Origin of the sequence: Legionella sp. W10-070 (assembly GCF_900640175.1) — a bacterium.
Lineage (GTDB): Bacteria > Pseudomonadota > Gammaproteobacteria > Legionellales > Legionellaceae > Tatlockia.
On sequence record NZ_CAAAJC010000017.1, the window covers coordinates 1 to 25,683 of the forward strand.

The window sequence follows — 25,683 nt, forward strand, 5'->3', positions numbered from 1 at the left end:
CCCCTTGCCAGCCAGGAAACGCCTGCTATAACGATTGGTTCCTGCCAGCCGGAAATAACGCGACAGCCACAGGTCAGCTTAACTGCTTATTTACTAATCGTGTCGCTATAGGCGGTTTTACCAATGCCGTCTACTGGAGTTCTACCGAGTTTTCCGGCGATCCTACGTTCGACGCCTGGGTCCAGGCCTTCTTCGATGGCTCCCAAGGTATTGACAATAAGGTCAGCGATACTCGGGTTAGGTGTGTCCGGGCTTTTACCCCTTAACCCTTTATCCCTTTTTTTGAGGCAGCTACGCTGCCTTATGATTTTTTAAAGACGTATGAGTTGGATTTGGGTGAATGGCTTTCTATACGGAGTTACCGACGTTTGATTACTTTTGTAATTGACAAGCCGATGAAGCGAAAGTTTTGCTGCTGGTTTCCGTGACGGGGTGGTGCATCACTGGTTAATCAACAACCCCATGGACAATCAGGCAATAATTCCACCATATAAAATAAATTTTCAGAAGAGTTTGGTTTCAGTGTTCGTACTCTCGAAAAATAGGAAGAGGGGGAGCGGTTGCCAGAAGCACCTGCACGTACTTATTTAACGGTAATTTCTCAAAATCCTGGCGGTTGTTGATGCACTGAAGAGAGCAGGTTAAAGTGGCTGCTGCACCAATTAAGTCTAATCACTGTGAAAATCAAAGCCAATGTGGTATGTACTTGATAAAGATCCAATATCTTCCGTTGAATATCATTTTATTGAAATATATTATTCTTCATGAGGAAATGGAGAACCACAACTATAGATAAGACTTTTATTGCGCTTCAATACTAATGCAGGGATAAGTAGAATGGGTATAAGCAAATTTGAAGAAGTTGATTTAATCAAAAAAGTAAATCCTAATTTAAGGAAAATACATAAATATCATACCTCATCTTGCTTTTTTAATAATCAATTTGAAATATATTCAGATAAACCATTAATGTCTTCATCATATATTATTGATGATTCAAATAGTGCTTGCGAGCTTCACAAAGTTTTAGGAAAAGGAGCATTTGGAACAGTAAAGAAGGGTGTTTTAGTAAAATCAGGCCAAATTGTCGCTATCAAAATCCAAAATATCACGAATCAGATTGATTACCATTTTAAAACCATTGGTGATAAGGAGAAAGCAAGACTTTATGTTAATAATCAAATTGAAATTGAAGATACTTTGTTGAAATTAACAGGTCAATTCATTTCCAGCTTAACAAGGATCAATTTTCATAATCAAGAAAAGCATTATTCTATAATGCAGTATATTGAAGGAATTAAATTAAAAGATATTTTTAGTCAACTTTCTCCTCAGGAAAAATTATCATGCTTGATACAAATAACGGAGCAATTAGATTTTTTACATATTAATAATTACTTACATTTAGATATTTGGCCGGAGAATATTTTATTTAGTAATCCCAAAGCAATACTTCATGATTATGGTTGTTCAGCAAAACTAGAAAATGGAAAGTTTATGAGTAAATTAAAAGGCTCTCATATTCCGCCTGAAGTTATTCAAGCTTATAAAAATAATGAACCTTGTACTTATAGTACATATTCCGATACTTATGCATTAGGGATGACGTTTTATGAGTTATTATACAAGGAATATTATGATTATAATCTCGATAAAACGCTTGATGATTTTACTGAAAGATACAATATGTACCACAAGAAAATTAAAGACAATGTAAATAAAAAAGATGATGGGATATCACAAATAATAAATAACTTAATCAGTGTTAATCCGGCTGAGCGAATGACAACTAAAGAAATTTTAAATGGCTTGTACCTAATAAGGAATAACTCACACCTGCCAACCGTTTTAAGCTGTTCGAACGCTAACAAAGAAATTACAGATTTGACTTTTTAAACTGGGTTGGTGAAGCCATTGTCACTCAGCAGGCATGTAGTTTCCGACCTATTTTAGTATTGGACGCTTAAATGACAAACCGAAATGTATTCATTCCAATAGGTTATTTCCTTGCACTAACGTCAAGCGTCACGTACGCCTTACCGGAAGGATTTGTCTATCTGCGGGACGTTTCGCCAGACATTATTGAAGAGATGCGCTATGCCGGACACTATAATTTTCTTGGACGCCCGGTTCCGGGTTATTTAGCCCCCCGCTGCATTTTGACAAAAACCGCCGCTGAGCAATTAGGCAAAGTACAGTCAGCTGCGGCTAAACAAGGGTACCGCTTGAAAGTGTATGATTGTTATCGCCCCAAAACAGCGGTGAACGCATTTTATCAATGGAGCAAAACGCCCGAACTACCTGCAATGAAGGAAGCCTTCTATCCGCGTGAGAAGAAGAATGAATTGTTTAAAAAAGGATATATTGCGCTGCAGTCTGGGCACAGTCGCGGCAGTACTGTTGATATTACCCTGGTGAAAACAGGCAACAGCGTCAGAACAACAACTTCGCAAGATGCCCGTTGTTACGGCAAAACGACAGCCTACCTGGACGATAACTCTATTGATATGGGCACTCGCTTTGATTGCCTCGATTCGAGTGCTCATATCCATTACTCCGGCCTAACGAAGGAACAAAAAGCAAACCGCCAGCGTTTGCGCGAGTTAATGGTGCGCCATGGCTTTAGACCCTATGCCAGGGAATGGTGGCACTTCACCCTGCGCGATGAACCCTACCCTGGCACTTATTTCAATTTCCCTGTGCGATGATCTGGAGCTCTCCGTCGCTGTCATCAAAAAATCACTAAGAACTGCCAAAGTAGGCCTGTCCCTTCAAGCCGACTCCCCTAACATTTAAATGACTTTAGTTATTCAACTTCTCAACGATTGCACGTAATAAGGATCCGGGATGAGAAACCGGCAAATCCTGCTGCAGGCTCCAGAAAGATACACCTGCCAATTGGGTCATCGAGCCTGCAGATAGGGGATTGCTGCCGCTTACATATTCAATCTTATCTTTGATGGATGATGGACTGTCACAACTTATAAAACGTGTGATCCCTGTTTTTTCCAGCGGAATCATGCCATACGATGAAAAATATCCCTGTCGGGAAGCATAACGGTAATTAAAGAGTTGCTCTCCATACCGATCATAGGCTTCATTATAACTGACCTGACTGTTGATGTTGGGATCCAGGACAGGGACATGCAAGCCCGGTTCCTGACTGCTGGAGTCAATCATTTCATTTTTAATGTAGTAGGAATGGCAATAAAAGGGAAGCCCCAGGATGATTTTATCAGCAGGCAGTCCTTGATGAAAAAAATGACTCACCGCTTGATCCCCTGATGTGTTTGGATAAGGATAATTGTCACCCTTATTTTCCTCCTTTTCATAAAGGGACGCACCCAGTTCCGTTTTCGGTCCAAATGTTCCATAGTGGTCGTATGCCATGATTGTCGTCCAGTCAACAGCGTTCTGCCATAATCCCGCATCCGGATAATTTACCCAGTAGGTGCTGGTTGCAGGTACCGCATTGCTCACACAATAACCTTTTTTCCCCAAAGTATCATGCAGTTCATTTAATAAAGCGGCAACACTGGATATTTCTTCCTTGCTGGCAAGCAGCTCATTTTCCCAGTCAACATCAATGCCATCCAACTGATATTGTTCCATTAATTGCTTGACCGAACGAATGAAAATCGCTCTTTTCTTGCCATCGGCAAGGAAAGTACGAAATCCATCCCGCTCTCCCCAGCCGCCAACAGCGAGCATAATTGGTAAATCGGGTTTCATCTGACGTAGCAGCTCAATGTTGTTACTATCCTGCTCATTGAGCGCCAAAACCGTATTTCCCTGGTTATCCCTTACCAATGGTGCGAAAGAATAATTCACCAAAGTGACTTGTGCCAGCTGATCAGAAAGCTTGCTCAAATCAGTTCCTTGCAAAGACCAGCCTGAATCTGCACCAAGGTAAGCAATGATTTTTGGCTGCTGCCTTGCTTTTACTGTACAAAAAGGAAGCCTGTCCGCATAAGCAATGCTGGACAGGAAATAAACAGTCAATCCCATGATAAAAGAAGGAACAAGTATTTTCTTCATTGTCTATAATCCCTGGTTAGTTTACTTTAGTGGCATCCGCTTCTGTAAGCTGCAACCAGACTGTGAGGATTTGATATCGGCAGATCGGTATCCGCACTCCACATGATGGCGCCCTTCAGCTGTTTTCGTTTGATGAATTCACAGACAGCCTTAACCGTTTCAGGAGATTGATAACCAATAAACTGCTTTTCTGCAGGATGATAGAGATAAGCCCCGCTTGCCAGCAGATTACCCTGTTCATCAGGAACGGTAACGGTGTAGCTTTTATAATGTAATGTATTGATTAGACTATCCACTGCTTTATAAGGCAGCATGCCATTCTGATTTGAATAATCATCAGAAAAATGACTGGCACCTGTCCAGGGTTGTTCAAAAGCCGGATAATTAGGATCACTACCTGCTTCTACACCTGAATAGCCTCGTCCATAAGCGGCAAGACCTACCTGAAGTTTCTCTTTCGGCATGCTATAGGATAATACCTGTTCTGTAATCTTGTCCGTTGCGTAATTGATGGCAAATTCATCTTTTCGGCTTGATTCAGGTTGCTTTAAAAGGGCATGTATCGAGGTATAGGGATCGCTGCTTTGACTCCATGGACCATGCAGGTCATAGGTCATTAAATTCACGCTATCGACTAAGGGCGCAATTTGTTTAAACCAACCGCCCTCTACCGATTGATTGATTTTTTCCAGATATTCTTTATTAACTGTGATGGTCACTGAAATATAAGCTTCTTTCCCCAAAGTCTTCCGGCTTGCTTTGACAAGTTCGTACAAGTTTTTATAGTCCCTGGTCGTTCTTTCATCAGCCGGCAATTGTCCGCCGGTCTGCACGTCAATCGGAGGCTCGAAGTCATAATCTATCCCTTTCAGGTTTTTAAAATGATCCATCCATCGTTTGTACTGGCTTAAAAATTTATCCTGGTTTGCAAAAATAGCGTCAAAAGTAGCTGTACTAATGCCTTTGTTGTCAATCGTATTGGCTCCTCCTACCGCAATAATCCGCTTTGCCGTATATTTATTGGATTGAATGAACGCACCAAAGCTATTTAGTTGTCCTACCCCTTTTTGGTCTGTGTAATTAAACAATTCCTTCATACCCGTATTGCCATTGAGCTGGATAGAGTTGCAGGCACCTTCATTTTCTCCACAAAACGTTAGAAAATCCTTGGTTTCAGGGGGTAAAGGAGATATCCAGGAGCCTTCAAGAGGAAGTTCCCCCCACAAATCGTCAAAGTGCATTAAACCATTCCAGGACGATGGAATTTGATATTCGGCCTGGCTCGGATCACGGCTGTTCCAGACTTGTAGAAAGCTCCAGGCAACCACATCGGCTTTATTAAACTGAGCGACCATCTCCGGATTACTGACGTACTTTAACTGGCCGTATGGCTGACCACTTTTATAGGCGCCATCATATTCATAGGGCTGCTTGCCGTACATCGACCAGCTGGTCGTATAAAGTGTTAAGGACGCCTGAGCTGCTCCTAAAGGTAGCAGCGACGCTGCTGCAAAAGCCAGGCTGATTTTCTTCAGTGGGTTTATCATGTTTTTTCCTCATAAACCGTTACAATCAACCCGAATTTTAAATCCCTCGTATATTTATTAACCACTGTTATTTTTAACAGGGGTTATAAGGTAAGTAGCTGTAGTTCAAGCGCTTTGGACAGAGACTGGTATTTGTTTTTCGTTCCAAGTTTTTTATTCAGTTTTTGAATGTGAAAATTGACGGTTCTTTCACTCAGTTCCAGATGTTGTGCCATTTGTGTCACGGTGTAGTGTCTGGCGATTAACATTAAACACTGAATTTCTCGTTGGGTTAAATTAGAGGATTTTTGATTATCTACTTCCTCTAGCAAGTGAGGCTGCAGATAATGGTAATAATGATGGGCGGCGACAAATAACTCATACTGGATGGCAGGAGACTGTAAGTGACATTGCTCATTTTGCATCTGCACCAGCAGTAAGATGGCAAAGTTATTATGAGGACCATGAATCGGTATGGATAAACCGCAATCAGCACCGAATGCTATCGAATCTTCACGCATTTTTCGTTCTGATGGCGTGCCTGCCTGAGCAAGCTGCTGCCTTAAGTTCCAGTATATCGGTAAATGATTGTCATAAACAAAGGCCAGTGTACTGTCGATGTTGCTGTATTGTTCTTCCAGATAGTGTTGATGCCAGGATTTGAAATTGGCCGAGCACATGTCATATTTTAATCGGTTGGCAGAGTGGGGATGATAAGCATAATAAGTAAAAGAAAAGGTTCTGATGCCTTTTAATATCAGGTAAGAGGTTAATGCTGCATCGCAATCTTTCGTACAAACCGCACAGGCCAGCTGATTTTCCAACTGTTCCAGTAAATCAGTTATCATGTTTACCCGCCATGCGAAAGGTTAAAAAAACAAGAAACACGTTAACAATAAAAATATATAAAAAGAAGTGACTATAATCCAAATAGTGTTGTATAAATCCGCTTGATGCACCAAAAACCACATACCCCAAGGCCATAACCGACGTGTAAAGGGTATAGGCTGACATTGGATAACTGCTCTTGCCGGCCATAGAAAGCAAATAGCCCATGAACGCTCCATTGGCGAGGCCTGCTGCCAATTGACTGAAGACAACGCCGGTGACAATCAGGGATAAACGGCTGTCACTCGAAGTGATTAACATAAATAAAGCATGCCCCAGCATCAAAACAACCGTCAGTATTTTCAGGCAACGCTTAACGGGAAATTGAGTCATCAAAAAGCCGGAGATATAGACACCAATTAATAGTGAAAAGCTTCCGGCAAGCCCATAAATGCTTCCTACACCCGCCAATTCCAGATTCAAGCCACCCTCATCCAGCAAAAACAGGGGAATCATTTTTTGCATCTGTGCTTCAGAAGCGTTATATAAAAAAATAAAAAACAATGCCGGATAGGATGTCCGGTTCTGAACGAGTGTATTTACAATTGAAAAATAACCGTTTTCCTGGCGTTGCCCTTTGTTTTCACTCTCAGGAATTATGGCAAGATGATAAAGTGCCAGTAAAGCGCTTACCAGAAAAAGGCAAAAGAAAAAGACTTGCCAGCTATTCACCGGGTAATAAACAGCAAGCTGTCCTGCCAATATCAGTAATCCCCCTTTTAAAGCCAGGCGACCCAATTGATAAAAAACCGTTCGCAAAGGTACGTAACGCTTTTGCTTTTGCTCATCCAGATTGAGCAAGTAAACGCCGTCGGAAACGATATCATGAACGGATGACGCTAGTGCCATGCAGGCAAATCCGATGATACTCAGGAAAAGAAAATAACGATGCTCAACTGTAACAGCCAGCATAAGGAATAACAGGGAAACCAGCGCCTGGGCAAGGACAGTTAATTTTTTTCGAGTCAACACCTTTTCCAGGAGCGGTGCGAAAACCGGCTTGACAACCCATGGCAAAGCCAACAGGCTGATTAAAAGGGCATTATGGCAGTTATCCATTCCGTATTGCTGGTACATCAAAGCGGCTATTAGAGTTACTACCACAAACGGCATCGACTGAAAAAAATAAAGGCTGCTTATCCATTGATAAGGTTTTTTAGGTTGGCTATTGAGCATAAAAACTACTTTTCCAATCGAACGTCACAGGTATCCTTGTTTTACGATAGGTTGAATACTATTTTTCATTAAACGATGGGATTTTATAAGAATAAACTTAAGAAATTCTTAAATTATTATCGGCAATCAAGTCTGTTTCAACAATTGAAATAAAGAAAATCACGGATAATATTAGTTATTTTCTTTTATTTTGAATAGTAATGCTTCCATTTCATACTATGAAAAATGTAATCAGCTATTTTGTTTTTCTACATTTAAATGAAGATAATTTGTTTTTTCTTTTAAGAGATCCTATTATTCTTAATACTCGCTTATAAATGGAATTAATTTAAAGTTTGGAGGAGAGGGGATCTGATGTTTATTTAAATGCAGAGAAAGCTGAAATAGCGCGAAATTAAACGCTATTTGGTTCAAGCTGCTGATGACTGACAGATCATCCTCGCTCTAATGAGTTACACTGATATGCGGCTTGGATGCCTACTATCTATCTGAAATAGTTAAAGGCATAGGAGCCTCATATGCTGGGACTAGAACTGTTGGTTACTCGTGAAATTAATTCCTTGGGTGTTTCTGTTTGCTTAAAGCCCTCTGCTCCGGAGGTCATTACCCCAACACTGGTCAAGGAGCTTAGACGCTTTCAAAATTCATTAGTAGATAAATATTTTTCATCTCCTTGGGAGAATTATTTTTATGTGGTTTGGTACTCTCATAGGGATCATGGGATATGTGGCAGGGGGCTTGATTTTAATTACATTTTGAACGCAATTTTAAATCATAAGGAAGCTGATTTTGAATCCTATATAAGGGATGTATTTGATCTGTTGTTTTTAAATTATATTGGCTTAGGCTTGCCATTGATTAATTGTTCAATAGTGGACAGGGAAGTTACTGGTATTTCTCAAGAATTTTTCTTTTTAAACCGGATAAATTTCATAAAAAATTATTCGCAAGATGTTTTGGCAACAGAGATTTCCCCTGTGGAAGTGACAGATATCTCTAATCGCCTAGTATTTCCCTCCTCTATTTATCAACGTAATCTCTATTATAAATTCTGCTATTTTGATTTAAATTCAATGAGAAGACTCATAGCAAAAACTCACTTAAATCCCCTCAATGAAGATTTTATTGAGAACATCAAAAGTATTTTTAATAATATGCAGTATGAAACAGTAAATGAAATTTATAACCTTGCTTCAAAAAATCTTAAGGTATTGAAACGCTTGGCGAAAAAACAATTAAGTAGTTTATAAGAATGTAAATACGTTACTTTACTTAATTGCTATACTTTTAATGGTAATTACCAGGAAATTTAATAGTGAAGAAAATACCAGATAGTATTTTATCGAAATTGATTAACCAGTTTGAGCGATCAACTCGTGAAGATCGGGAAAAGTTGATGGGAGAGATCGAGAGGAAATATCCCCCTGAAGCAATAAAGAATATTCGAGATCATTTAGAAAAGCAATTCAGTAAATTTGACAAGCAATCAAATAAGTTAAGTGATGTTGAAAATGTATTTCACGGTAAGGCTTCTCATGGAGTTGATTCAAGTGCGGTGGACAAATTAATAAAAGATACCCAGGAAAGTATAGCTGACAATCTTTTGAAGAAATTACCCGCAGTTCCCACTCATAAAATAGAAGAAAAATCGGTTAAAGCAGAATCTACTCGCCGTAGTGCACCTGTTATAAAAAAAATTGATAAGCCTGCCTCATCCTCTCAAACTAAATCGCAAACTCAGCAGCAAAATTTCAACAGCCGTGTGAAGGATAAATTACCGAACAACATGAGTGAAGTGGTGGCAAATGCAAGACAAAAGGCTAAGGAGGCAGTTAATAATGCCAAAATTCAAGTTAGTCGCTATCGTCAGAACAAAACCCCATTTAATAAAAGAGAGGCTATTGCTGCAATAAAAAAAGCGCGCCAATATTTACAACATGCTAATCAAATGAATAGACAATTACAACGTATTACACAAGTTAATAAGAATATAAAACAAGTCAAACAATTTAAAAGTTTTATGGATAAACTCCACACACCTAAATCCCAGAAAGGAAAAGCTAATTATAAAGGCCCAGGCCGTAAAGGACCATAGATAATCAGATTTCTTTCCAGGTGATTCGGGGACGCCCCGCAAACCGATGCGAGGCTTCGTATGTGAGGTTAGTCTTCATCATCCCAGCTTAATGTTCCGCCAGCCTGGTATTCAATGACACGAGTTTCAAAGAAATTTTTCTCTTTTTTAAGATCCATCATTTCACTCATCCAGGGAAAGGGATTTTCGGCGCCTGGATATTGCTCCGGTAAACCGATTTGAGCAAGTCGGCGGTTGGCAATGAAATGCAGGTATCCCTCAAACATTTCTGCATTCATGCCTAAAATTCCATGCGGCATGGTGTCTTTGGCATATTGATACTCCAGCTCAACGCCTTCTTTAATTAATTGGATCATTTCTGCTTTGAAATCAGTTGTCCATAAATGTGGATTTTCAATTTTGATTTGGTTAATGACATCAATACCAAAATTCATATGCATGGATTCATCACGTAAAATATATTGGAATTGTTCTGAGGTACCGGTCATTTTATTCCGTCTACCCATGGATAAAATTTGTGTGAATCCTACATAAAAGAAGATCCCTTCAAATACCACATAGAAAGCGATAAGGTCACGTAACAGCCGTTGATCGTTTTCTGGTGTCCCGGTATGGAAATTGGGATCACCCAGGCTTTGTGTGAAGGGCAGGGCCCAGGAGGCTTTTTTAGCAACAGAAGGAATTTCCCGGTACATGTTAAATACCGCTGTTTCATCAAGGCCCAGACTCTCGATAATGTACTGATAAGCATGAGTATGAAGTGCTTCCTCAAATGCCTGTCGTAACAGATATTGACGGCACTCAGGATTGGTAATATGACGATAGACTGCTAATACCAGATTATTGGCGACCAGGGAATCTGCTGTTGAGAAGAATCCCAGATTTCGTAGAATAATCAGCCGCTCATCTTCTGTTAGGCCGTTAAGGTCTTTCCATAAGGCAACATCAGCGCTCATGTTAATTTCGTTAGGCATCCAGTGGTTGGCGCAGGCAGTTAAGTATTTATCCCAGGCCCATTTGTATTTAAAGGGGACCAGTTGGTTTAAATCAGCACGGCAGTTAATAATTTGTTTATCATCCACGTGGATTCGTCCCGCCCCCATTTCCAATAATTCCAGGCCAGTAGCGCCTGCATGACTGGAGGTTTCTGTATGTACTATTGTTGTTGTGGACATTAAATTCTCCTCTTTATTGGCAGGCTTCACAGTCAGGATCCAAAATAGAACACACTTTAGGCTCCTCTATTTTGACTGCGTTAAGCGCTCCATCAGTAATTGTTGATTTCTCGGCATTGCTAGCGCCCAGGCTACGTAAATAATAGGTGGTTTTTAAGCCGCGTAACCAAGCCTGTTTGTATAGTTGATCAAGTTTTTTGCCCGAAGGCTTGGCCATGTAAATATTTAATGACTGGGCCTGGTCAATCCATTTTTGACGTCTGGACGCAGCCTCTATCAGCCAGTCAGGATCTATTTCAAAAGCGGTTGCATAGCGCGCTTTCAGCTCTTCAGGAATACGGTTAATGGGCTGTACGCTGCCATTAAAATATTTCAAGTCATTGACCATCACCTCATCCCACAGGTTCAGTGCTTTCAAATCAGCAACCAGGTAAGGATTAACTACGGTAAACTCCCCTGATAAATTTGATTTCACGTAGAGATTTTGATAGGTAGGTTCAATTGACTGTGATACGCCGCAAATATTGGAGATCGTGGCCGTCGGTGCAATTGCCATGACGTTTGAGTTACGCATGCCTTGTGTACGTACCTTTATGCGCAGGCTTTCCCAATCCAGACGCTGTGAACGATCCTGTTCCAGATATTGATTACGGGCTTGTTGCAGCAGGTTAATTGAATCAATAGGCAGGATACCTTTGCTCCATAGAGACCCCTCATAACTTGAGTAGTTACCGCGCTCTTTTGCCAGTTCACAAGAAGCTTCAATGGCATAATAGCTTATCATCTCCATAGAAATATCTGCGAATTCAACAGCTTCCTGAGATGAATAATTGATTTTTAGCTCGTAGAGTGCATCCTGAAAACCCATTAAACCCAGACCAACCGGACGATGTTGCAGGTTTGAGTTTCGTGCCTGCGGTACGGAATAATAGTTAATGTCAATGACATTATCGAGCATACGAATGGCTGTAGTAACGGTACGCTTTAATTTCTCACTATCCAGTTTGCCATTATGAATGTGTGCAGGAAGATTAATACTGCCCAGATTACAAACAGCAATTTCATCACTTGAGGTATTTAAGGTAATTTCAGTACACAAGTTTGAACTATGAATGACACCTGCATGTTGCTGCGGGGAGCGTAAATTGCAAGGATCCTTAAAGGTTAGCCAGGGATGTCCTGTCTCAAATAACATGGAAAGCATCTTGCGCCATAATTTAACGGCAGGGATTGTCCTGGTATTTTTTATTTCTCCCCGGCGGGCTTTTTCTTCACATCGAGTATAGAACACTTCAAATGCCTGACCGTACTCATCGTGTAATTCAGGGACTTCATCAGGGGAAAACAGCGTCCATTCCCCTTCTTCATGAACCCGTTTCATAAATAAATCAGGGATCCACAATGCGGTATTCATGTCGTGGGTACGGCGCCTGTCATCCCCTGTGTTTTTGCGTAGCTCAAGGAATTCTTCCACGTCACGATGCCAACACTCCAAATAAGCACAAACAGCCCCTTTTCGTTTTCCTCCCTGATTAACTGCCACAGCAGTTGCATCAGCGACGTTCAAAAAGGGAACAACACCTTGTGACTTACCATTGGTTCCCTTGATATGGGCACCCATTGCCCTGACTGGTGTCCAATCGTTACCTAAACCGCCGGCAAATTTGGATAGCAGGGCATTATCTTTGATTGCACCGTAGATCCCATCCAGATCATCCGGTACGGTTGTTAAGTAGCAGCTTGATAGTTGCGGCCTGACAGTCCCTGAGTTAAACAGGGTAGGGGTTGATGACATATAATCAAAAGAAGATAGAAGTAAATAAAATTCAATGGCTTTTTCGTTACGGTCTTGCTCACGGATAGCAAGCCCCATGGCAACCCGCATGAAAAAAGCCTGTGGTAATTCATACCGAATGCCGTTTTCATGGATAAAGTAGCGATCATAGAGCGTTTGCAAACTTAAATAAGTGAAGTTCATATCACGTTGAGGCAGTAAGGCTTTGCCCAGTTTATCCAGGTCAAAATCACTGAGTTTATGATCCAGGATTCCCTGGGTTATCCCCTGTTCGATATACGCTTTGAAATAAAGTGGATAGAGGGTGGCCATTTCATCAAATGTAGCTTCTGTCTGTATCTGTAATTTACTCAGTGCTTCTGAGCGAAGCGTGTCAAGTAACAGACGGGCACTGACATAAGTGTAATTTGGTTCCTTTTCAACCAACGTACGTGCTGCCATAATTAATGCTTTATGCACATCGTCCAGCTTTGCCTGGTTGTAGAGATTACGTAAGGCGTCTTTGATCACGGGCTCGGCTTTGACGTTTTCCAGTTCACGGCAAGCTTCTCCTACAATGGTATTGACGCGTTCCATATTTAATGGTTTCAGTTCACCATCGGGCATGGTAATCAAGGGTACTTTAGAGTCGCTCGCTTGTTTTTTTAGTTCTGCTTCACGGGCTTTACGGTGTTCTTCGCGATACAGTACATAGGCACGTGCAACTTCATATTGGCTGCTGCGCATTAAGGCAAGCTCAACCTGATCCTGAATGTCTTCAATGTGAATGGCGCCACCGCTAGGCAAGCGGCGTTTAAATGTTTGGGTAACCTGTTGGGTAATTTCTTCAATTTGCTGATGTATTCGGTTAGATGCAGCAGCACTGCCTCCCTCTACAGCAATGAAGGCTTTACTGATGGCAACTTTGATTTTGTTATCATCATAACGAACGACCTTGCCATTACGTTTGATGGTTTTTATTAAACCCGGTGCGTTGGCGGTCAATTCCAGTTGACTTATTTGCGGCATCTCTTTTACCGGTTCAAGAATTTCAGACATGTTTTCTCCACGGAAGGTGTTTTATTTAAGGGGGAGCCTGGTAGATACAGCTATCAGAAAACCCCCGAGAGCTTCTGGCTGGTTTCAATCCATGAAACGCCATGAGCTCATAATTAAAATATAGAGGAATTTACTACAAATCACAACCACAAAATACTATATCTGGTTGCTTAATAAAATTGCGGTTACTATATATTGTGTTTTCGGGTAAAGATCAAGAGAATAATATGGGAGTAAGCTGTGGATAAAATGTTAGTGTTTTATTTTGGGTTGAAAATAATTCTTGTTGGTTGTTAATTGCCCAATAGATTGTAATGACTCATATGGACTCAATTGCATTGACAAAGGCTTCTCCTGGTTTCGCTGACACCGTCAGTTTCGGATAAGCGATTCAAGCGTTTACTCTTCGTTTTTTCGGTTGGGATGCTGCATTATTGCCATTAAGTTAAGAATTTACTGCCTCGAATTACCGCGCTTTAACAATCACGGCGTCACTGACGTTAGAAAACCCGTGTACTTCCAGTTGAAAAGAATTTATCTTTGCTCGTAATTGACTGGAGCTGCCTCCATCCAGGTTAAGTGCATTCTGGCAGTTTAGTGGTGCGGCTTTCATAATCTGGGCTAACTCTGTGGTGGATAGAGGTAAATTATCAGTAACCAGAATAATCACTCGGCCGTCACGTGTAATTCCCAAAGCAGAGCGCTCTGCTCTGCCTGGCTTTAAGGGGGGGATACGATCGTTAATGAGTAATCTTGGGCCACTTTGAATGGCAAAATCAATTTGGCTGCTGGTATTGAACTGGTTGATATTGGTTAAGTAGGCTCTTTGATTCTTAATGTAAAAAATCCCCCACCAGCTAATCTTTTTAAGTGGCGTTTTTTGGCGTTTATTATAAATTCTCAAACCCAAGGGTTTGTAGTTATCATCAAAAAAGCCACCATTAATTGCTAATAGTGCCTGGGTATGTTGGGCATACTCATCAACAGAAGCATACTTCCTCGATAAATCAGCAGCAGTAACCAATGACAGTTGATTTTCTTTAAGATTGATACGAAAAACATGAAGATGAGACCAGGGAGTTAAAAAATTCCCATCAAGATCCTGGTAATCAATGCCAGGTGCTAATTTTCGCCAATCACTTGTAGCAACAGCATAATTGGTAAAAAATAATAACAGCGACGTAAAAAAGATTAACCTGACAACTGGGATAAGCCATTTTGCAGAAGTAATGGTTTGCCTGGACATATTAATCTTGTATCCTTGAAAACAACTATTACAGTGGCGGAACCACCATGCGAACATTAGCAAAAAATAACAATAGAGTAGCAGTCAAGTCAACCAGGAATTTATCTGATCTGATGCAGGAGGTGCTTCGTCGCGCTAAAGTACAGGGAGCGACTGATGCTATGGTATCGGTTAATCATGATGACGGCTTTTCTGTTGATGTACGTATGGGGGCGGTTGAAACAGTTGCTTTCAGCGAAGACAAGGGGATAAGCCTTGTTGTCTATTTTGGTCATCGCAAAGGAGCGGCAAGCAGTACTGACACTTCCCCTGCTGCTTTGGATTCCTTAGTGACTGCTGCCTGTGAGATTGCCAGGGTGAGTGCTGAAGATCCTTGTTTTGGGCTTGCTGATCGTGAGCTTATGGCGAATCAGTATCCTGACTTGGATTTATACCATCCCTGGGCAATTGATCCAGCCAAAGCGATAGAAATGGCACTCGCTTGCGAGAGCCAGGCATTGTCCTTAGATAAACGTATTATTAATTCTGATGGAGTGAATGTTTCCAGCTATGCTTTTTGCAATGGCTTTGCGAATACTTATGGGGGGGAGGGGATTGTACAGAGTACTCGTCATAGTGTGAGCTGCTCCCTTATTGCCAAACAAGGGGAGTTGATGCAGCGTGATTATGATTACACAACGGCAAGGCATGCGGATGCTTTAAGCTCATTAGAGCAATTGGCGCAAAGTACTGTTGCAAGGGCAACCAGTCGTTTAGGTGCGAAACAGGTTAAAACACAAAAAGCACCGGTTCTTTTTTCTTCCCGGGTTTCCAGCAGTCTCTTTTCAAGTTTTATTACCGCCATAAGCGGTGCCAATTTATATCGTAAAAACTCGTTCTTACTGGATTCATTAGGTAAAGAAATCTTCCCCCCCGCACTTAAGATTTATGAACAGCCTCATTTGTTAAGAGGGTTGGGAAGTTCTCCTTACGATGGGGAAGGGGTTCCTGCAAGGAATAATGTTTTCGTGGAGAAGGGGATATTGGAGAGCTATGTGCTGGGCAGTTACTCGGCTCGTCGTTTAGGTTTAAAAACCACGGCTAATAGTGGCGGTGTACACAATTTAACAATAGATGCCACAGCAGGTGGCCTGGAAGATTTACTAGGTAAAATGTATACCGGCCTTTTAGTAACAGAATTAATGGGGCAAGGGGTTAATGGGTTAACTGGAGATTATTCACGTGGAGCTACAGGATTCTGGGTCGAAAATGGTCAGATTCAATATCCAGTGGAAGAAATAACCATCGCTGGTAATCTCAAGGATATGTTTAAGGCAATTGTGGCTGTAGGAAGTGATATTAATCCCAATATTGCCACTCGTTGCGGTTCAGTTCTGCTTGAGGAAATGATGATTGCGGGACATTAATATCATTTTACTTGCTGTACAGGTGCTGATTATTATTTGGAAAAGAAAATACCCTGACACCGGGCTGTATGCCTGGCGCAGGGCGGAAAAGTAAATTTTTACAGATTAACGAACCAGAATGTACTTGCCATTACGAATGTGGTAAGTATGGCCATTTCGATAGACTACCCCTTTTTTCCGGTAAACAGCGATATCCTGTTTGGTAGCCCGATGGCCAGAAAGTGTGTCGACTCTTGTGTCAACGACTGGATCGGCCACACCCATACCCATCCCATTAAAGGTTCCGCAGCTTGCCAGGCCAATGGTTAATGCGCTGACAGCCAAAGTGGTGCAAAGTAGTTTTTTCATTATTTCCTCCGAAAATTTATCCTTGTTGTTAACTACACCAGTTACAATATAGTACAAAAATAAAATTGCTGAGGTTTTTTTTAATATTATTTTAGATTGTGTGTCCTGATATGTTAGCCAGTGTTGTTTTATCCAACGGCTAATCTTAAACTTGCTATTAAAATACCTAATACAGTAATAATCAGGATGCCTTTAATAAAAACAGAGAATTTGCTGTTAGTAAAGAGATGAGATAAGTAGGAAAGCGGGTGGCGGGAAATGATTTTCTTTAAAATTAATTGAGTGACGTTCACCTTCTCACCATAATTCGGAATTTCATGGATAGTCGTATCCGGGGCGAAATTTCCTTCTATAATCAACCATTTGGATTTTTTAAATGACAGGTTAATATCTTCGCATAATACATCCATGCCCACGATGTCGAGCCCCGCTATTTTAGCTGCTGTGCAGAGAATTTTGGCATTCTCTTTTTTTATTTTTTTCCCCAGTGAAAAAATTTCGCCACCACGACCGGTATTGGCTGTGTAACTGAGGCGGACCTTCTGACCGGGGGATGGGGTACTGTCTACGGATAAGCCTTGCTCTGCAAGACAGGTTTTATATTCTTCATCAATCACGAGCGGTGATATGGTTAAAGTAGGACTAAGTTTAATTCTTTCTTCGTTCTTGATGTCAATTAGCTGCCGGATAGAATGTTTCCCATCGCCAATAACTTCAGCGCCAAAGCGCTGTACAACACCAATTACGCGATTTTTTAAGACCAGAACCCGATATTCCTTTAAGCCTGTGTGAAATTCCTCAACCTGCATAAACGCGTAATGTTCAAAACAGCTGCGTAAGTAATTTGATAAGGTCTCGATGTCTTTTATACCGCAAAATACATCTTTTCCTCGTCCTGTGTCCTGAATTGGTTTGGCTACTACTGGAAACTGAAGGTCTTTAATTAAATCAGCTAAGAAACCACGCTCGAAATTTTCTTTACTCACTGCAACTGCGTTTGGAACCGGGAAGTTATAACTTTCAAGCAGCTTATTAAACTTATACTTGTTTCTGGAGATAAAAATTCCACCGCCATTGTTAATGGGGGTAATTGTACTTGAAAAATAGTAGTTTCTGCCTCCAAGGGTGATTTGCATGGTATTTAATTCGGGAATATAGTCAACAGGCAAGTGAAGTTTCAAAGCGCTTTCATAATAAAGCCTGATATTCCTGTCAGTTATTGCATCCATCGAAGGTTCTCTAGGGTTTTAGGGTGCGATAAAACGGCGGTTTTTTCTTGAAATGGTAGCCTGGAGCGTCGGCGAAACCCGGGAGCGGGTGCTTGATAATAAACACATACCCCCCGGATTTCGCCGACGCTCCAGGCTACCATTAATATCACCAACCGCAGTTTTAATCGAACTCAGGATTTTATTTAATTTTGACTACTCTGAGATAAGAGATCAAGCGTTTCAGCATGATTGCACCCAGTATAATCCCATTGCACCCAGTGTCCTGTTGCCAGGTAATAAAGGCCACAACAGATAGGATGTTTAGAGAAATTAGTAAAGAGTTTTGCATAGTCATTGACTTGCTGGCGATGTTGCTTTTGTGCAATCTCGCCCTCATTGCCAGTTTTAAAATCAATGATCCAGCGCTGATTGTTATGTAAAAAGGTTCTATCGATAATGCGTGTGCTCGTCATGCCATGCTCTTCAATTAGCAGGGCGTATTCATTTTGCTCTTCTTCATGGGCACTGCTGAGCCATCGGCCAATGGGATCTTCAAATAGTTTCCTGATTTGTTGCTGGAGTATTTCACAGGCTTGTTCTGTTTCCTGTTTGTCAAAACCCAGTGATTTAAAGCGATGGTTTATCATAGTCCAAGGTATATCTTCAACGGTTTCCGGGTGCTTCTCGCATAGCCATTGTAATAATTCATGCGCTACAACTCCTATCTGCCTTGCATTAGTCGGATGAACCATTTTGATTAAAGCCGGAGTCTGGTCATCAGCTGTTGGGGATTCAAGGTAAAACTGTTTGGCTAATTTATATAGGGAAGGTATGAAATGAAGAGGTTGCTTATCTTTCTCCGCTTCTTCGATAATTGAGAAATCCTGTTTTTTTAACAGGCTGCGAAAGCTTCTTCTGCTTTCTTTTGTTTTACAGTCAAAAAGCCAAAGGCGTTTTTTTGCACGCGTTACAGCGACGTATAGCAGGCGTTGTAATTCATAATCCTCTTTTTCACTATCCAGTTTGCTGATGTAGTTATAAAGCAAACATTGCTCATGGTGGGCCGCTTTTATTGGAGAAACAAGCAGTAAATTGTCCCCTTTTTGACTGGGAAGTTTTAGCCAACGCAACAGAGGGCTATCGTTGTTTTTAGAGGTGGTGCTTAAGCCTGGCAAAATAACGCAGTCGAATTCCAGTCCTTTTGATTTATGGATGGTCATGACTTGAAGACGTGAGGGGGTAGACCGTTGTGAATAAAGCAAATTGAATTCTTTTTCAAAAAGTTTTACATCAAGTAATTGGCCTTTTTTAGTGAAGCGTTCCAGCAGTAACCAGAATTGTTCTAAATCGCTTTTTTTATCTGCAGTAAGAATTTTCTCCCCATGCAGGCTTTTAAAGACAGAGGCAATCCAGTCAACGGTTGATTGCTGATGACGGCAGGCTAAGGCATATTTTAATGTCTCATAAACAAACCGCGCACGTAAACTTCCTTCTTCACTGAGCGCTAACTTATCAAGGTGTGCTAATGCCTGGTAAATTGATTGCTTCCTGTTAAAATTGGCAAGTAGATGCAAATCCGTAAGCGATAAACCACAAAACGGACTCCTTAACAGCGCCAACCACGCCAGGCGATTTGCCGGCATCAGCAAGGCTTGGGTTAAAATCCATAAATCGCGAAGATGGGGCAAAGAGGAAAGCAGCTCAATTTCAATACCCTGAAAGGGAATGTTCTCCTCACGTAATAAACGGGTGATTTCGGTCAGCTGATTACGGGAGCGGACAAGGATGGCAATTTGATCCTGGGGGTAATGTTCTAGCTCTTCTTTAATTTGTTTAATAATGGCTGCAGCTTCTTTTTCACGATCTGAAAACTGACAGGCTTTTATATAACTATTTTCGTCAGCAGGGAGTTGGTTAACGGCAGGATGGTATGAAATTGCGCCTGATTCAATATCATCGAGCGCAGGAAAAATGCTGTTAAATTGTTGATTAACCCAATTGACCAGCGTTGCTGTAGAACGAAAATTACAGCATAACTCCAGGAATTCAAGGCGTACTGGCCCAATTCCCTCATTTTTTGCTTTGAGAAAAAGACCTACTTCAGCCTGGCGAAACCGATAAATAGACTGCATGGGATCACCTACAACAAATAATGTTTTACCCTCATCAGGCTGCCAGCCATGCACGAGTTTGGCTAGCAATTGAAATTGCTGGATGGACGTATCCTGAAATTCATCAACCAGAAGGTGGTTAATACTATTATCCATATAAAGGGTTAAATCAGTAGGCTGTTCTTCGTCGCCTAAGGCTAGCAAGGCCTGCTGAGAAACAGCGGCAAAGTCTACTTCATTATTTTCCTGAAACACCAGGTGCAGGTGAGCAACCAGCAAAGGCAGCAGGGTGAAAAGCGATTGCAACGTTTGCCATTGCTCTTCATTATAAGAAGGGAGGGGTAAATTTTTGACCTTTACCAATGCTTCAAGAAAATCGCTGGCTAATGCTAATCTGCCCAGTAGTTCCTTGCTTGCGGATTTCAGATTTTCATAAGTGGATTTATCACAGGCATCTCGCTTAAGACCTACATGATGATCAAAACTTTTTCTTAACTGATTTTCTGAGGTTAATAGCAAGGATGCCAGGCTTGTGGTCAGTTCACGGTTTAACTGTTCAAAGGAATGCCATTCCCTGAGGGGATAACGGGGAGACCGGGGATTTGCTTCTATATCAGCCAGCTGTCGACTAAGAAAACATAATTCTTCTTTGCAGCCAGCAGGAATGGTTTGTTTGAAGCGAGTCAGTTCATGCTCTTCAATAAGCCTAAGCATTTCCTCAAAATTTGTCTTACCTTGCTCACGAGCAAAATATAACCATGTTAACCATTGATCGCGGTTAGCCAGAAGACTGCTGAATAACTGTAATAATTTATCCTGACGATTATCAAGATGCTGTAGCAGTTGCCTTAAGGGTTGATGAAGGTTTTCGTCAGACTGTGCATGATTAAGGCAATTGTAGGCTGCAGCTTCATAATGGGTTTTGGGATTATCGGCAATTTGTGCATAGGCAATTTGTTTTTCCTGTAAAGGAATAGCCTGGCTTATCGTCTGGCACAATGAATCGATAGTCATAATACGCAAGCGGCCTGGTTGCTTTAACAGTTGCCAGTTCAGCTGCTCGCTTCGGGCCAGCGCTCCTGAAGCATACTGATAAGTTAATTGTAGATGGGGAGAGTCAGGCGTCATATTATTTGCTGTTTGCTGCAAGGCTAAGAAAATACGCTCACGCATTTCACTGGCTGCCTTACGGGTAAAGGTAAGCGCGATAATTTGCTCTGGTGCATTGACAGTTCCTAATAATCTTAAATAGCGCTGCGTCAGCATTTCCGTTTTGCCAGAACCAGCAGGAGCCTGTACGATATAAGAGTGGCGAGGATCTGTAGCCTGTAGACGTTGTTGACTATCCTTTAGCATAATTAACCCATAATAATTTCTTGAGCAGGTTCCCTGAGGTTATAATTGGAACTCATGCAATGACCATAAGCACCCGTATTGGCTATAAGAATCACATCATTTTCTTTCGTTTCCGGAAACAGGCGGTCGTAACCTAATGTGTCGCCTGATTCACAAATAGGACCGACAATATGGGCAAATCCGGTTTTCTCATCATTTAAACGGCTTAAATTCACAATCTCATGATAAGCGGCATAAAGAGCAGGACGTATAATGGAATTCATGCCTGTTTCAATACCAATGAAACGCACTTTTCCTTTTTCTTTACACTGCGTCGCCTTAGCAAGGATAACCCCGCTTTCAGCAACAAAGAAACGTCCGGGTTCCAGCCAAAACGACAAGTGTGAAGAAGAGGGAGAGGATTTGACTGCCATTAGCGCATTATCCAACGCACTTAAATCCAAGGGTTGTTGACCGGGCTTTTCAGCAATTCCCAGGCCGCCGCCAAGATTAATGATACTGACATCCTTAAAGCGTTCAGCCAAGGCCGTAAGCATTAAAGCCGTTTGCTGCCATAGTTCAGGAGTTAGGATCCCGCTGCCGGAATGGGCATGCAGCCCAATAACCTTAATTTTGTGTTGTTCTGTCAAGCGAACAACCTCAGGCAGGTTATTTTGTGGGATGCCAAATTTCGATTCATTACCGCCGGTGCAGACATAGCGGTGATGGCCTGCACCACAGCCAGGATCTATTCTTAATAGTACCGACTTGCCTCGAAAGAGTTCCGGCCAGTTTTCAAGTGGGTAAAGATTATCGATAGTAATATAACAGCCTATAGCAATCGCTTGCTGGTATTCACCTTTTGCTGCAAAGTTAGGGGTGAATAACAAGCGCTTCCTGTCAATATCAGGAAATAAAGCCAGAAGATGATTCAATTCGCCAATGGAGACACATTCAAAATTTATTCCTTTGTCAAACAGCAGCTGCAAAATAGCAGGATGGGGATTGGCTTTAACTGCATAATAGAGTTGATTAATTGCCTGTAAAGCCCGCAACTCGTCTGCTTTGCTGCCAATGGTTTGTTGATGATAGACATAACAAGGGGATCGGGTTGCAGCGATATCAAGTAATTTATGGCGTTCTTTTTCCCACCATGGGATGTGGTTTAAAACGGGACTGCCGAATTCTTCCTGCCAGCTTTTGGAGTAATAAAAGCTTTGGGGATTGTTTTCAATGAGAAGGCTATGTAATTTTTGACATAATTTGTCGGCCTGGGAACTGTCTACTACAAATGTCAGGTTAAGATCGTTGGATGCCAGAGACATCAAGTAGATCTGTTGCGCATCAAATACTTCCAATGTAGGCCCCAGTTGGGGAAGAACAGTGCGGATATGATGACCCACAAGACTGACAGCACTACAAGGCTCAATTAATTTGGCACGACCAAAGCCATTTAAATCAGTTAACAGGGCATCCAATGCCTGCCTGTCATGAAGTTTCGCATTGTTATCCAAAGAAAGCGTGACATTAAACTCTGAGGATGAAAGCAAATCGACCGAAAAACCATGTAACTTGAAAGCAGCAAAAACATCAGCCAGGAATCCGACCTGTTGCCACATGTTGAGAGTGTCTATGGATATCAGAATAATGTTATGTTTTACCTGAATAGATTTAATGGGTGGTGCCTTATCATCGCTTTCTTTTGCAATACGAGTCCCTGAGTGTTCTGGCATCCGGGTAAATTTAACTACCATAGGGATGTCCGCCTTGCGTACAGGAGGCAGACAGTTGGGGTGCAAGACTTTAGCCCCCATTGAGGCAATTTCCTGCGCCTCATCATAATTCAGTTGTTTTAGCAAGCGTGCATGAGGCAATTGATGTGGGTTCGCAGTATAGATTCCTGGCACATCTGTCCATATTTCACAGGTTTCAGCCTGTAGGATAGCAGCAAGCAATGCGGCAGAAGTATCAGAACCCCCTCGCCCCAGCAAAACGGTGTCTCCATGAGGGTTCGCTGCAAAAAAACCTTGGGTAATAACCGCCTGTGCACCGCTGTCAAGAAGCCTTTTGCGCAGTTTAGGGTTTGCTTCGCCACTGCAACGGGCAGCCAGGAAGTTAATGGCATCACTTCCCTGAACGGGTGTCGACACCAGTGCTTCACGCACATCAAACCAAAGGCATTCAATACCTCTGGTTTTTAAAAATGCCTGACCCAGACGAGTCATCATCAGTTCGCCCAAGCTTAAGATCTGGGCTTTTGTTTTGGGGGAAGCTTCTTTCAACAAGGCAATCCCCATCAGCCATTGCTGTAGCTGTTCTAATTCAGCAGTAATAAGCTCAGGAGAAACCTGCAGGGCCTTTGCCAGTTCTTTATAGCTATTGCCAACATCAGTTTCGATATTTTGGTGCTGATTAATCAGTGCTGCTTCAATTGCATTTTCCAGCTTATTGGATACCTGTGTCAGGGCTGAACATACGATTATCGGTTGCACGTTGCTTGTTATATGCTGGCTGGTAATGGCCGCGATATTTTCCCAGGTCTGGAGAGAAGAAACGCTGGTACCTCCGAATTTGGTAATAATTTGTCGCATGATTTATGTCCGCGCAAAAAAAGAACACGTTATCATGGACACGATAATCATTACAAGCAACTCGTCTACAACAAGTGGTAATATTTCAGCATCATGATTTCAGTAAAAACATAATGATTTTTTTATGTCTTATTTTATGATTATATTGGAAATTTTTTCATGCAGGCGGTTGAAATCACTTCCAATTCATTTATCATCACTCTAGTTTGCAACATCTTGGGATGCATTTAATATTAAGGAGTGTAAAAAGTATGCAAAAACCCATTAGAACATTAGTCAGCGCAGCAGTTGTTGCGTTAATGGCAAGTGCTGCCAACGCAGGAAGCTTCTCTCTCTATACTGAGGGTAATGGTTCTGCTGTTGGTAATTTTGCTGCGGGTATAGCTGCTGAAGCTGCTGATGCTTCAACAGGGTGGTACAATCCGGCAGGTCTTGCACTCATTCGTGAACAACAGATTGTCGCAGGTGGCGTTGGTGTTTTCCCTTCTTCAAAAATAACGGGTTACAGTACATTCAGGACGTTAGGATTGCCTGATTATGTGCAAACGTTCAATGGTCTGGATGGTGCCAAGAATGGGTTGGTTCCTTCTTTCCACTATGCGCTGCCCTTGGGTGAAAACGCTACTTTTGGTTTGAGTGTTGTTGCTCCCTTTGGTTTGGTTACCAAATGGGGTAATGGCAGTCCTGTTCGTTATTCCGCAACATTAAGCGACCTGATGACGACTACGGTTTCCCCGGAAATTGGTGGTAAATTAAATGATAATTTAGCAGTAGGTGCCGGTATTGATTTCCAGTATACCCGCGTTAAGTTTAACCGTATGCTTGGAGCACCGGCCCTAATGCAGGCGTTTGGTCTGTCGCCCTTTGCTGTCGATTCCGAAAGCTATAATAAAGGGGATTCTTTCGGGATAGGTTTCCATGCGGGTGTCCTTACCATGTTTAACGATAACCATACCCGTATTGGTTTAAACTATCAGTCACAGATGAGACAGAAATTTCATGGTTATAGCCGTTTGACTGGTCCTTTGGCTACACCTGGTCTGAATGTTTTAAATCCTTTGTCTGTAATGGCTGCTAACCCATATGCTGTTGCAAGGACAGATACATTATCAAGTAATAATATTGACTTCCCTGATATTGTTACCTTAAGTGGTTATCAGGACGTCAATGAGAGTCTGGCGCTATTAGGTTCTGTGGTCTACACAGGCTGGCACACTGTAAGTACAATCGAGCTTAATAATGCCGTTGCTTATGCGCCTCCTTCTGCTGTTCCTCCACTTCCTGGAAGACAGATTTTAGTTAACACGACATCCCGGGAAAATTATAGTGATGCCTGGCGTTTTGCGGTAGGTGCCAATTATCGATTTAATCAGGAGTTGATGTTACGTGTTGGTGGCGGCTATGATGAGACACCGACCAATGACAGATATAGAGGTATTCGCGTTCCTGATGCCAATCGCTGGGCTCTTTCAATTGGTGCTCATTATCAGGCAAGGCCTTGGCTTGGTGTGGATGTGGGGTATACGCATCTGTTCACAACTGAAGATCCCAGAATTAGCAAGCCTGAGATCACAGGGGCAACAAGCGATTACACCGTGACTGCCCGTGCGAAAGGTCGTGCGGATCTGGTGGGTGCGCAGCTTACCTGGATTATTGATAAGGAAATGCCTGTTCCAACCAAATAAAATTGGGTTGGGAATTAAA

17 protein-coding genes and 1 pseudogene are annotated in these 25,683 nt (G+C 41.8%); 7 read left to right on the forward strand and 11 right to left on the reverse strand.

From position 1 onward, the window contains the following. The 3 genes and pseudogenes from E1O65_RS08465 to E1O65_RS08475 form a co-directional block, all read left to right on the forward strand. A pseudogene (locus tag E1O65_RS08465) lies at nt 1-266 on the forward strand (DUF1566 domain-containing protein); the annotation flags it as partial. A gap of 571 nt (nt 267-837) precedes the next feature. Then, nucleotides 838-1,896: a protein kinase gene (locus E1O65_RS08470; RefSeq protein ID WP_133133173.1), complete on the forward strand. Its 1,059-nt coding sequence runs from the start codon at nt 838-840 to the stop codon at nt 1,894-1,896. Between the two features lie 71 nt (nt 1,897-1,967). Further along, nucleotides 1,968-2,708, forward strand: a complete 741-nt coding sequence (locus tag E1O65_RS08475; RefSeq protein ID WP_133133174.1) for a M15 family metallopeptidase — start codon at nt 1,968-1,970, stop codon at nt 2,706-2,708. Nucleotides 2,709-2,802: 94 nt separating this feature from the next. Here the strand turns inward: E1O65_RS08475 and E1O65_RS08480 are convergent, their stop codons facing one another. The 4 genes from E1O65_RS08480 to E1O65_RS08495 all read right to left on the reverse strand — a co-directional run bounded on the left by E1O65_RS08480 (nt 2,803) and on the right by E1O65_RS08495 (nt 7,628). Beyond that, nucleotides 2,803-4,038 (reverse strand): glycoside hydrolase family 18 protein, encoded by a 1,236-nt coding sequence (locus E1O65_RS08480; protein WP_133133175.1) that lies wholly within the window; start codon nt 4,036-4,038, stop codon nt 2,803-2,805. A 26-nt stretch (nt 4,039-4,064) separates the two neighbouring features. After that, entirely contained in the window at nt 4,065-5,585 is a 1,521-nt protein-coding gene (locus E1O65_RS08485) for a glycoside hydrolase family 18 protein (RefSeq protein WP_133133176.1), read from the reverse strand. 83 nt (nt 5,586-5,668) lie between these two features. Then, complete coding sequence (locus E1O65_RS08490) at nt 5,669-6,412, reverse strand: LuxR family transcriptional regulator (RefSeq protein WP_242601568.1); 744 nt, start codon at nt 6,410-6,412, stop codon at nt 5,669-5,671. Then, entirely contained in the window at nt 6,402-7,628 is a 1,227-nt protein-coding gene (locus tag E1O65_RS08495) for an MFS transporter (protein WP_133133177.1), read from the reverse strand. The genes E1O65_RS08490 and E1O65_RS08495 overlap by 11 nt, the downstream gene beginning before the upstream one ends. Nucleotides 7,629-8,146: 518 nt before the next feature. Between E1O65_RS08495 and E1O65_RS08500 the strand changes: the two genes are divergently transcribed. Then, nucleotides 8,147-8,878: a hypothetical protein gene (locus tag E1O65_RS08500; protein WP_133133178.1), complete on the forward strand. Its 732-nt coding sequence runs from the start codon at nt 8,147-8,149 to the stop codon at nt 8,876-8,878. A gap of 65 nt (nt 8,879-8,943) precedes the next feature. Then, nucleotides 8,944-9,723: a hypothetical protein gene (locus E1O65_RS08505; RefSeq protein ID WP_133133179.1), complete on the forward strand. Its 780-nt coding sequence runs from the start codon at nt 8,944-8,946 to the stop codon at nt 9,721-9,723. Between the two features lie 68 nt (nt 9,724-9,791). Here the strand turns inward: E1O65_RS08505 and E1O65_RS08510 are convergent, their stop codons facing one another. The 3 genes from E1O65_RS08510 to E1O65_RS08520 all read right to left on the reverse strand — a co-directional run bounded on the left by E1O65_RS08510 (nt 9,792) and on the right by E1O65_RS08520 (nt 14,977). Then, complete coding sequence (locus E1O65_RS08510) at nt 9,792-10,898, reverse strand: ribonucleotide-diphosphate reductase subunit beta (RefSeq protein WP_133133180.1); 1,107 nt, start codon at nt 10,896-10,898, stop codon at nt 9,792-9,794. 13 nt (nt 10,899-10,911) lie between these two features. Continuing rightward, entirely contained in the window at nt 10,912-13,731 is a 2,820-nt protein-coding gene (locus E1O65_RS08515; RefSeq protein WP_133133181.1) for a ribonucleoside-diphosphate reductase subunit alpha, read from the reverse strand. A gap of 466 nt (nt 13,732-14,197) precedes the next feature. Continuing rightward, a complete protein-coding gene (locus E1O65_RS08520; RefSeq protein ID WP_133133182.1) occupies nt 14,198-14,977 on the reverse strand; it encodes a phosphodiester glycosidase family protein in 780 nt (259 codons plus the stop codon). A gap of 47 nt (nt 14,978-15,024) precedes the next feature. On the opposite strand from E1O65_RS08520, the gene pmbA reads away from it, so the two are divergent. Continuing rightward, a complete protein-coding gene (gene pmbA / locus E1O65_RS08525; protein ID WP_133133183.1) occupies nt 15,025-16,383 on the forward strand; it encodes a metalloprotease PmbA in 1,359 nt (452 codons plus the stop codon). A 105-nt stretch (nt 16,384-16,488) separates the two neighbouring features. On the opposite strand, the gene E1O65_RS08530 is transcribed toward pmbA, so the two are convergent. From E1O65_RS08530 to E1O65_RS08545, 4 genes are all read right to left on the reverse strand, one after another. Next, nucleotides 16,489-16,731, reverse strand: coding sequence for a hypothetical protein (locus tag E1O65_RS08530; protein WP_133133184.1), 243 nt, complete (start codon nt 16,729-16,731; stop codon nt 16,489-16,491). Nucleotides 16,732-16,859: 128 nt separating this feature from the next. Then, nucleotides 16,860-17,960 carry a UDP-N-acetylmuramyl peptide synthase gene (locus E1O65_RS08535; RefSeq protein ID WP_133133185.1) on the reverse strand — a complete coding sequence of 367 codons (1,101 nt, stop codon included), beginning with the start codon at nt 17,958-17,960 and terminating at the stop codon, nt 16,860-16,862. Between the two features lie 185 nt (nt 17,961-18,145). Beyond that, nucleotides 18,146-21,409, reverse strand: coding sequence for a UvrD-helicase domain-containing protein (locus tag E1O65_RS08540; protein WP_133133186.1), 3,264 nt, complete (start codon nt 21,407-21,409; stop codon nt 18,146-18,148). 2 nt (nt 21,410-21,411) lie between these two features. Then, nucleotides 21,412-23,979 (reverse strand): bifunctional aspartate kinase/diaminopimelate decarboxylase, encoded by a 2,568-nt coding sequence (locus E1O65_RS08545; RefSeq protein WP_133133187.1) that lies wholly within the window; start codon nt 23,977-23,979, stop codon nt 21,412-21,414. Between the two features lie 251 nt (nt 23,980-24,230). Here E1O65_RS08545 and E1O65_RS08550 point away from each other — a divergent pair, with 251 nt between their 5' ends. Further along, nucleotides 24,231-25,664: an outer membrane protein transport protein gene (locus tag E1O65_RS08550; protein ID WP_133133188.1), complete on the forward strand. Its 1,434-nt coding sequence runs from the start codon at nt 24,231-24,233 to the stop codon at nt 25,662-25,664. Nucleotides 25,665-25,683 lie beyond the last annotated feature (19 nt).

Coding starts and splice junctions, on each gene's coding strand:
- E1O65_RS08470 (WP_133133173.1), top strand. CDS start 838: ATGGGTATAAGCAAATTTGAAGAAGTTGATTTAATCAAAAAAGTAAAT.
- E1O65_RS08475 (WP_133133174.1), top strand. CDS start 1,968: ATGACAAACCGAAATGTATTCATTCCAATAGGTTATTTCCTTGCACTA.
- E1O65_RS08480 (WP_133133175.1), bottom strand. CDS start 4,038: ATGAAGAAAATACTTGTTCCTTCTTTTATCATGGGATTGACTGTTTAT.
- E1O65_RS08485 (WP_133133176.1), bottom strand. CDS start 5,585: ATGATAAACCCACTGAAGAAAATCAGCCTGGCTTTTGCAGCAGCGTCG.
- E1O65_RS08490 (WP_242601568.1), bottom strand. CDS start 6,412: ATGATAACTGATTTACTGGAACAGTTGGAAAATCAGCTGGCCTGTGCG.
- E1O65_RS08495 (WP_133133177.1), bottom strand. CDS start 7,628: ATGCTCAATAGCCAACCTAAAAAACCTTATCAATGGATAAGCAGCCTT.
- E1O65_RS08500 (WP_133133178.1), top strand. CDS start 8,147: ATGCTGGGACTAGAACTGTTGGTTACTCGTGAAATTAATTCCTTGGGT.
- E1O65_RS08510 (WP_133133180.1), bottom strand. CDS start 10,898: ATGTCCACAACAACAATAGTACATACAGAAACCTCCAGTCATGCAGGC.
- E1O65_RS08515 (WP_133133181.1), bottom strand. CDS start 13,731: ATGTCTGAAATTCTTGAACCGGTAAAAGAGATGCCGCAAATAAGTCAA.
- E1O65_RS08520 (WP_133133182.1), bottom strand. CDS start 14,977: ATGTCCAGGCAAACCATTACTTCTGCAAAATGGCTTATCCCAGTTGTC.
- pmbA (WP_133133183.1), top strand. CDS start 15,025: ATGCGAACATTAGCAAAAAATAACAATAGAGTAGCAGTCAAGTCAACC.
- E1O65_RS08530 (WP_133133184.1), bottom strand. CDS start 16,731: ATGAAAAAACTACTTTGCACCACTTTGGCTGTCAGCGCATTAACCATT.
- E1O65_RS08535 (WP_133133185.1), bottom strand. CDS start 17,960: ATGGATGCAATAACTGACAGGAATATCAGGCTTTATTATGAAAGCGCT.
- E1O65_RS08540 (WP_133133186.1), bottom strand. CDS start 21,409: ATGCTAAAGGATAGTCAACAACGTCTACAGGCTACAGATCCTCGCCAC.
- E1O65_RS08545 (WP_133133187.1), bottom strand. CDS start 23,979: ATGCGACAAATTATTACCAAATTCGGAGGTACCAGCGTTTCTTCTCTC.
- E1O65_RS08550 (WP_133133188.1), top strand. CDS start 24,231: ATGCAAAAACCCATTAGAACATTAGTCAGCGCAGCAGTTGTTGCGTTA.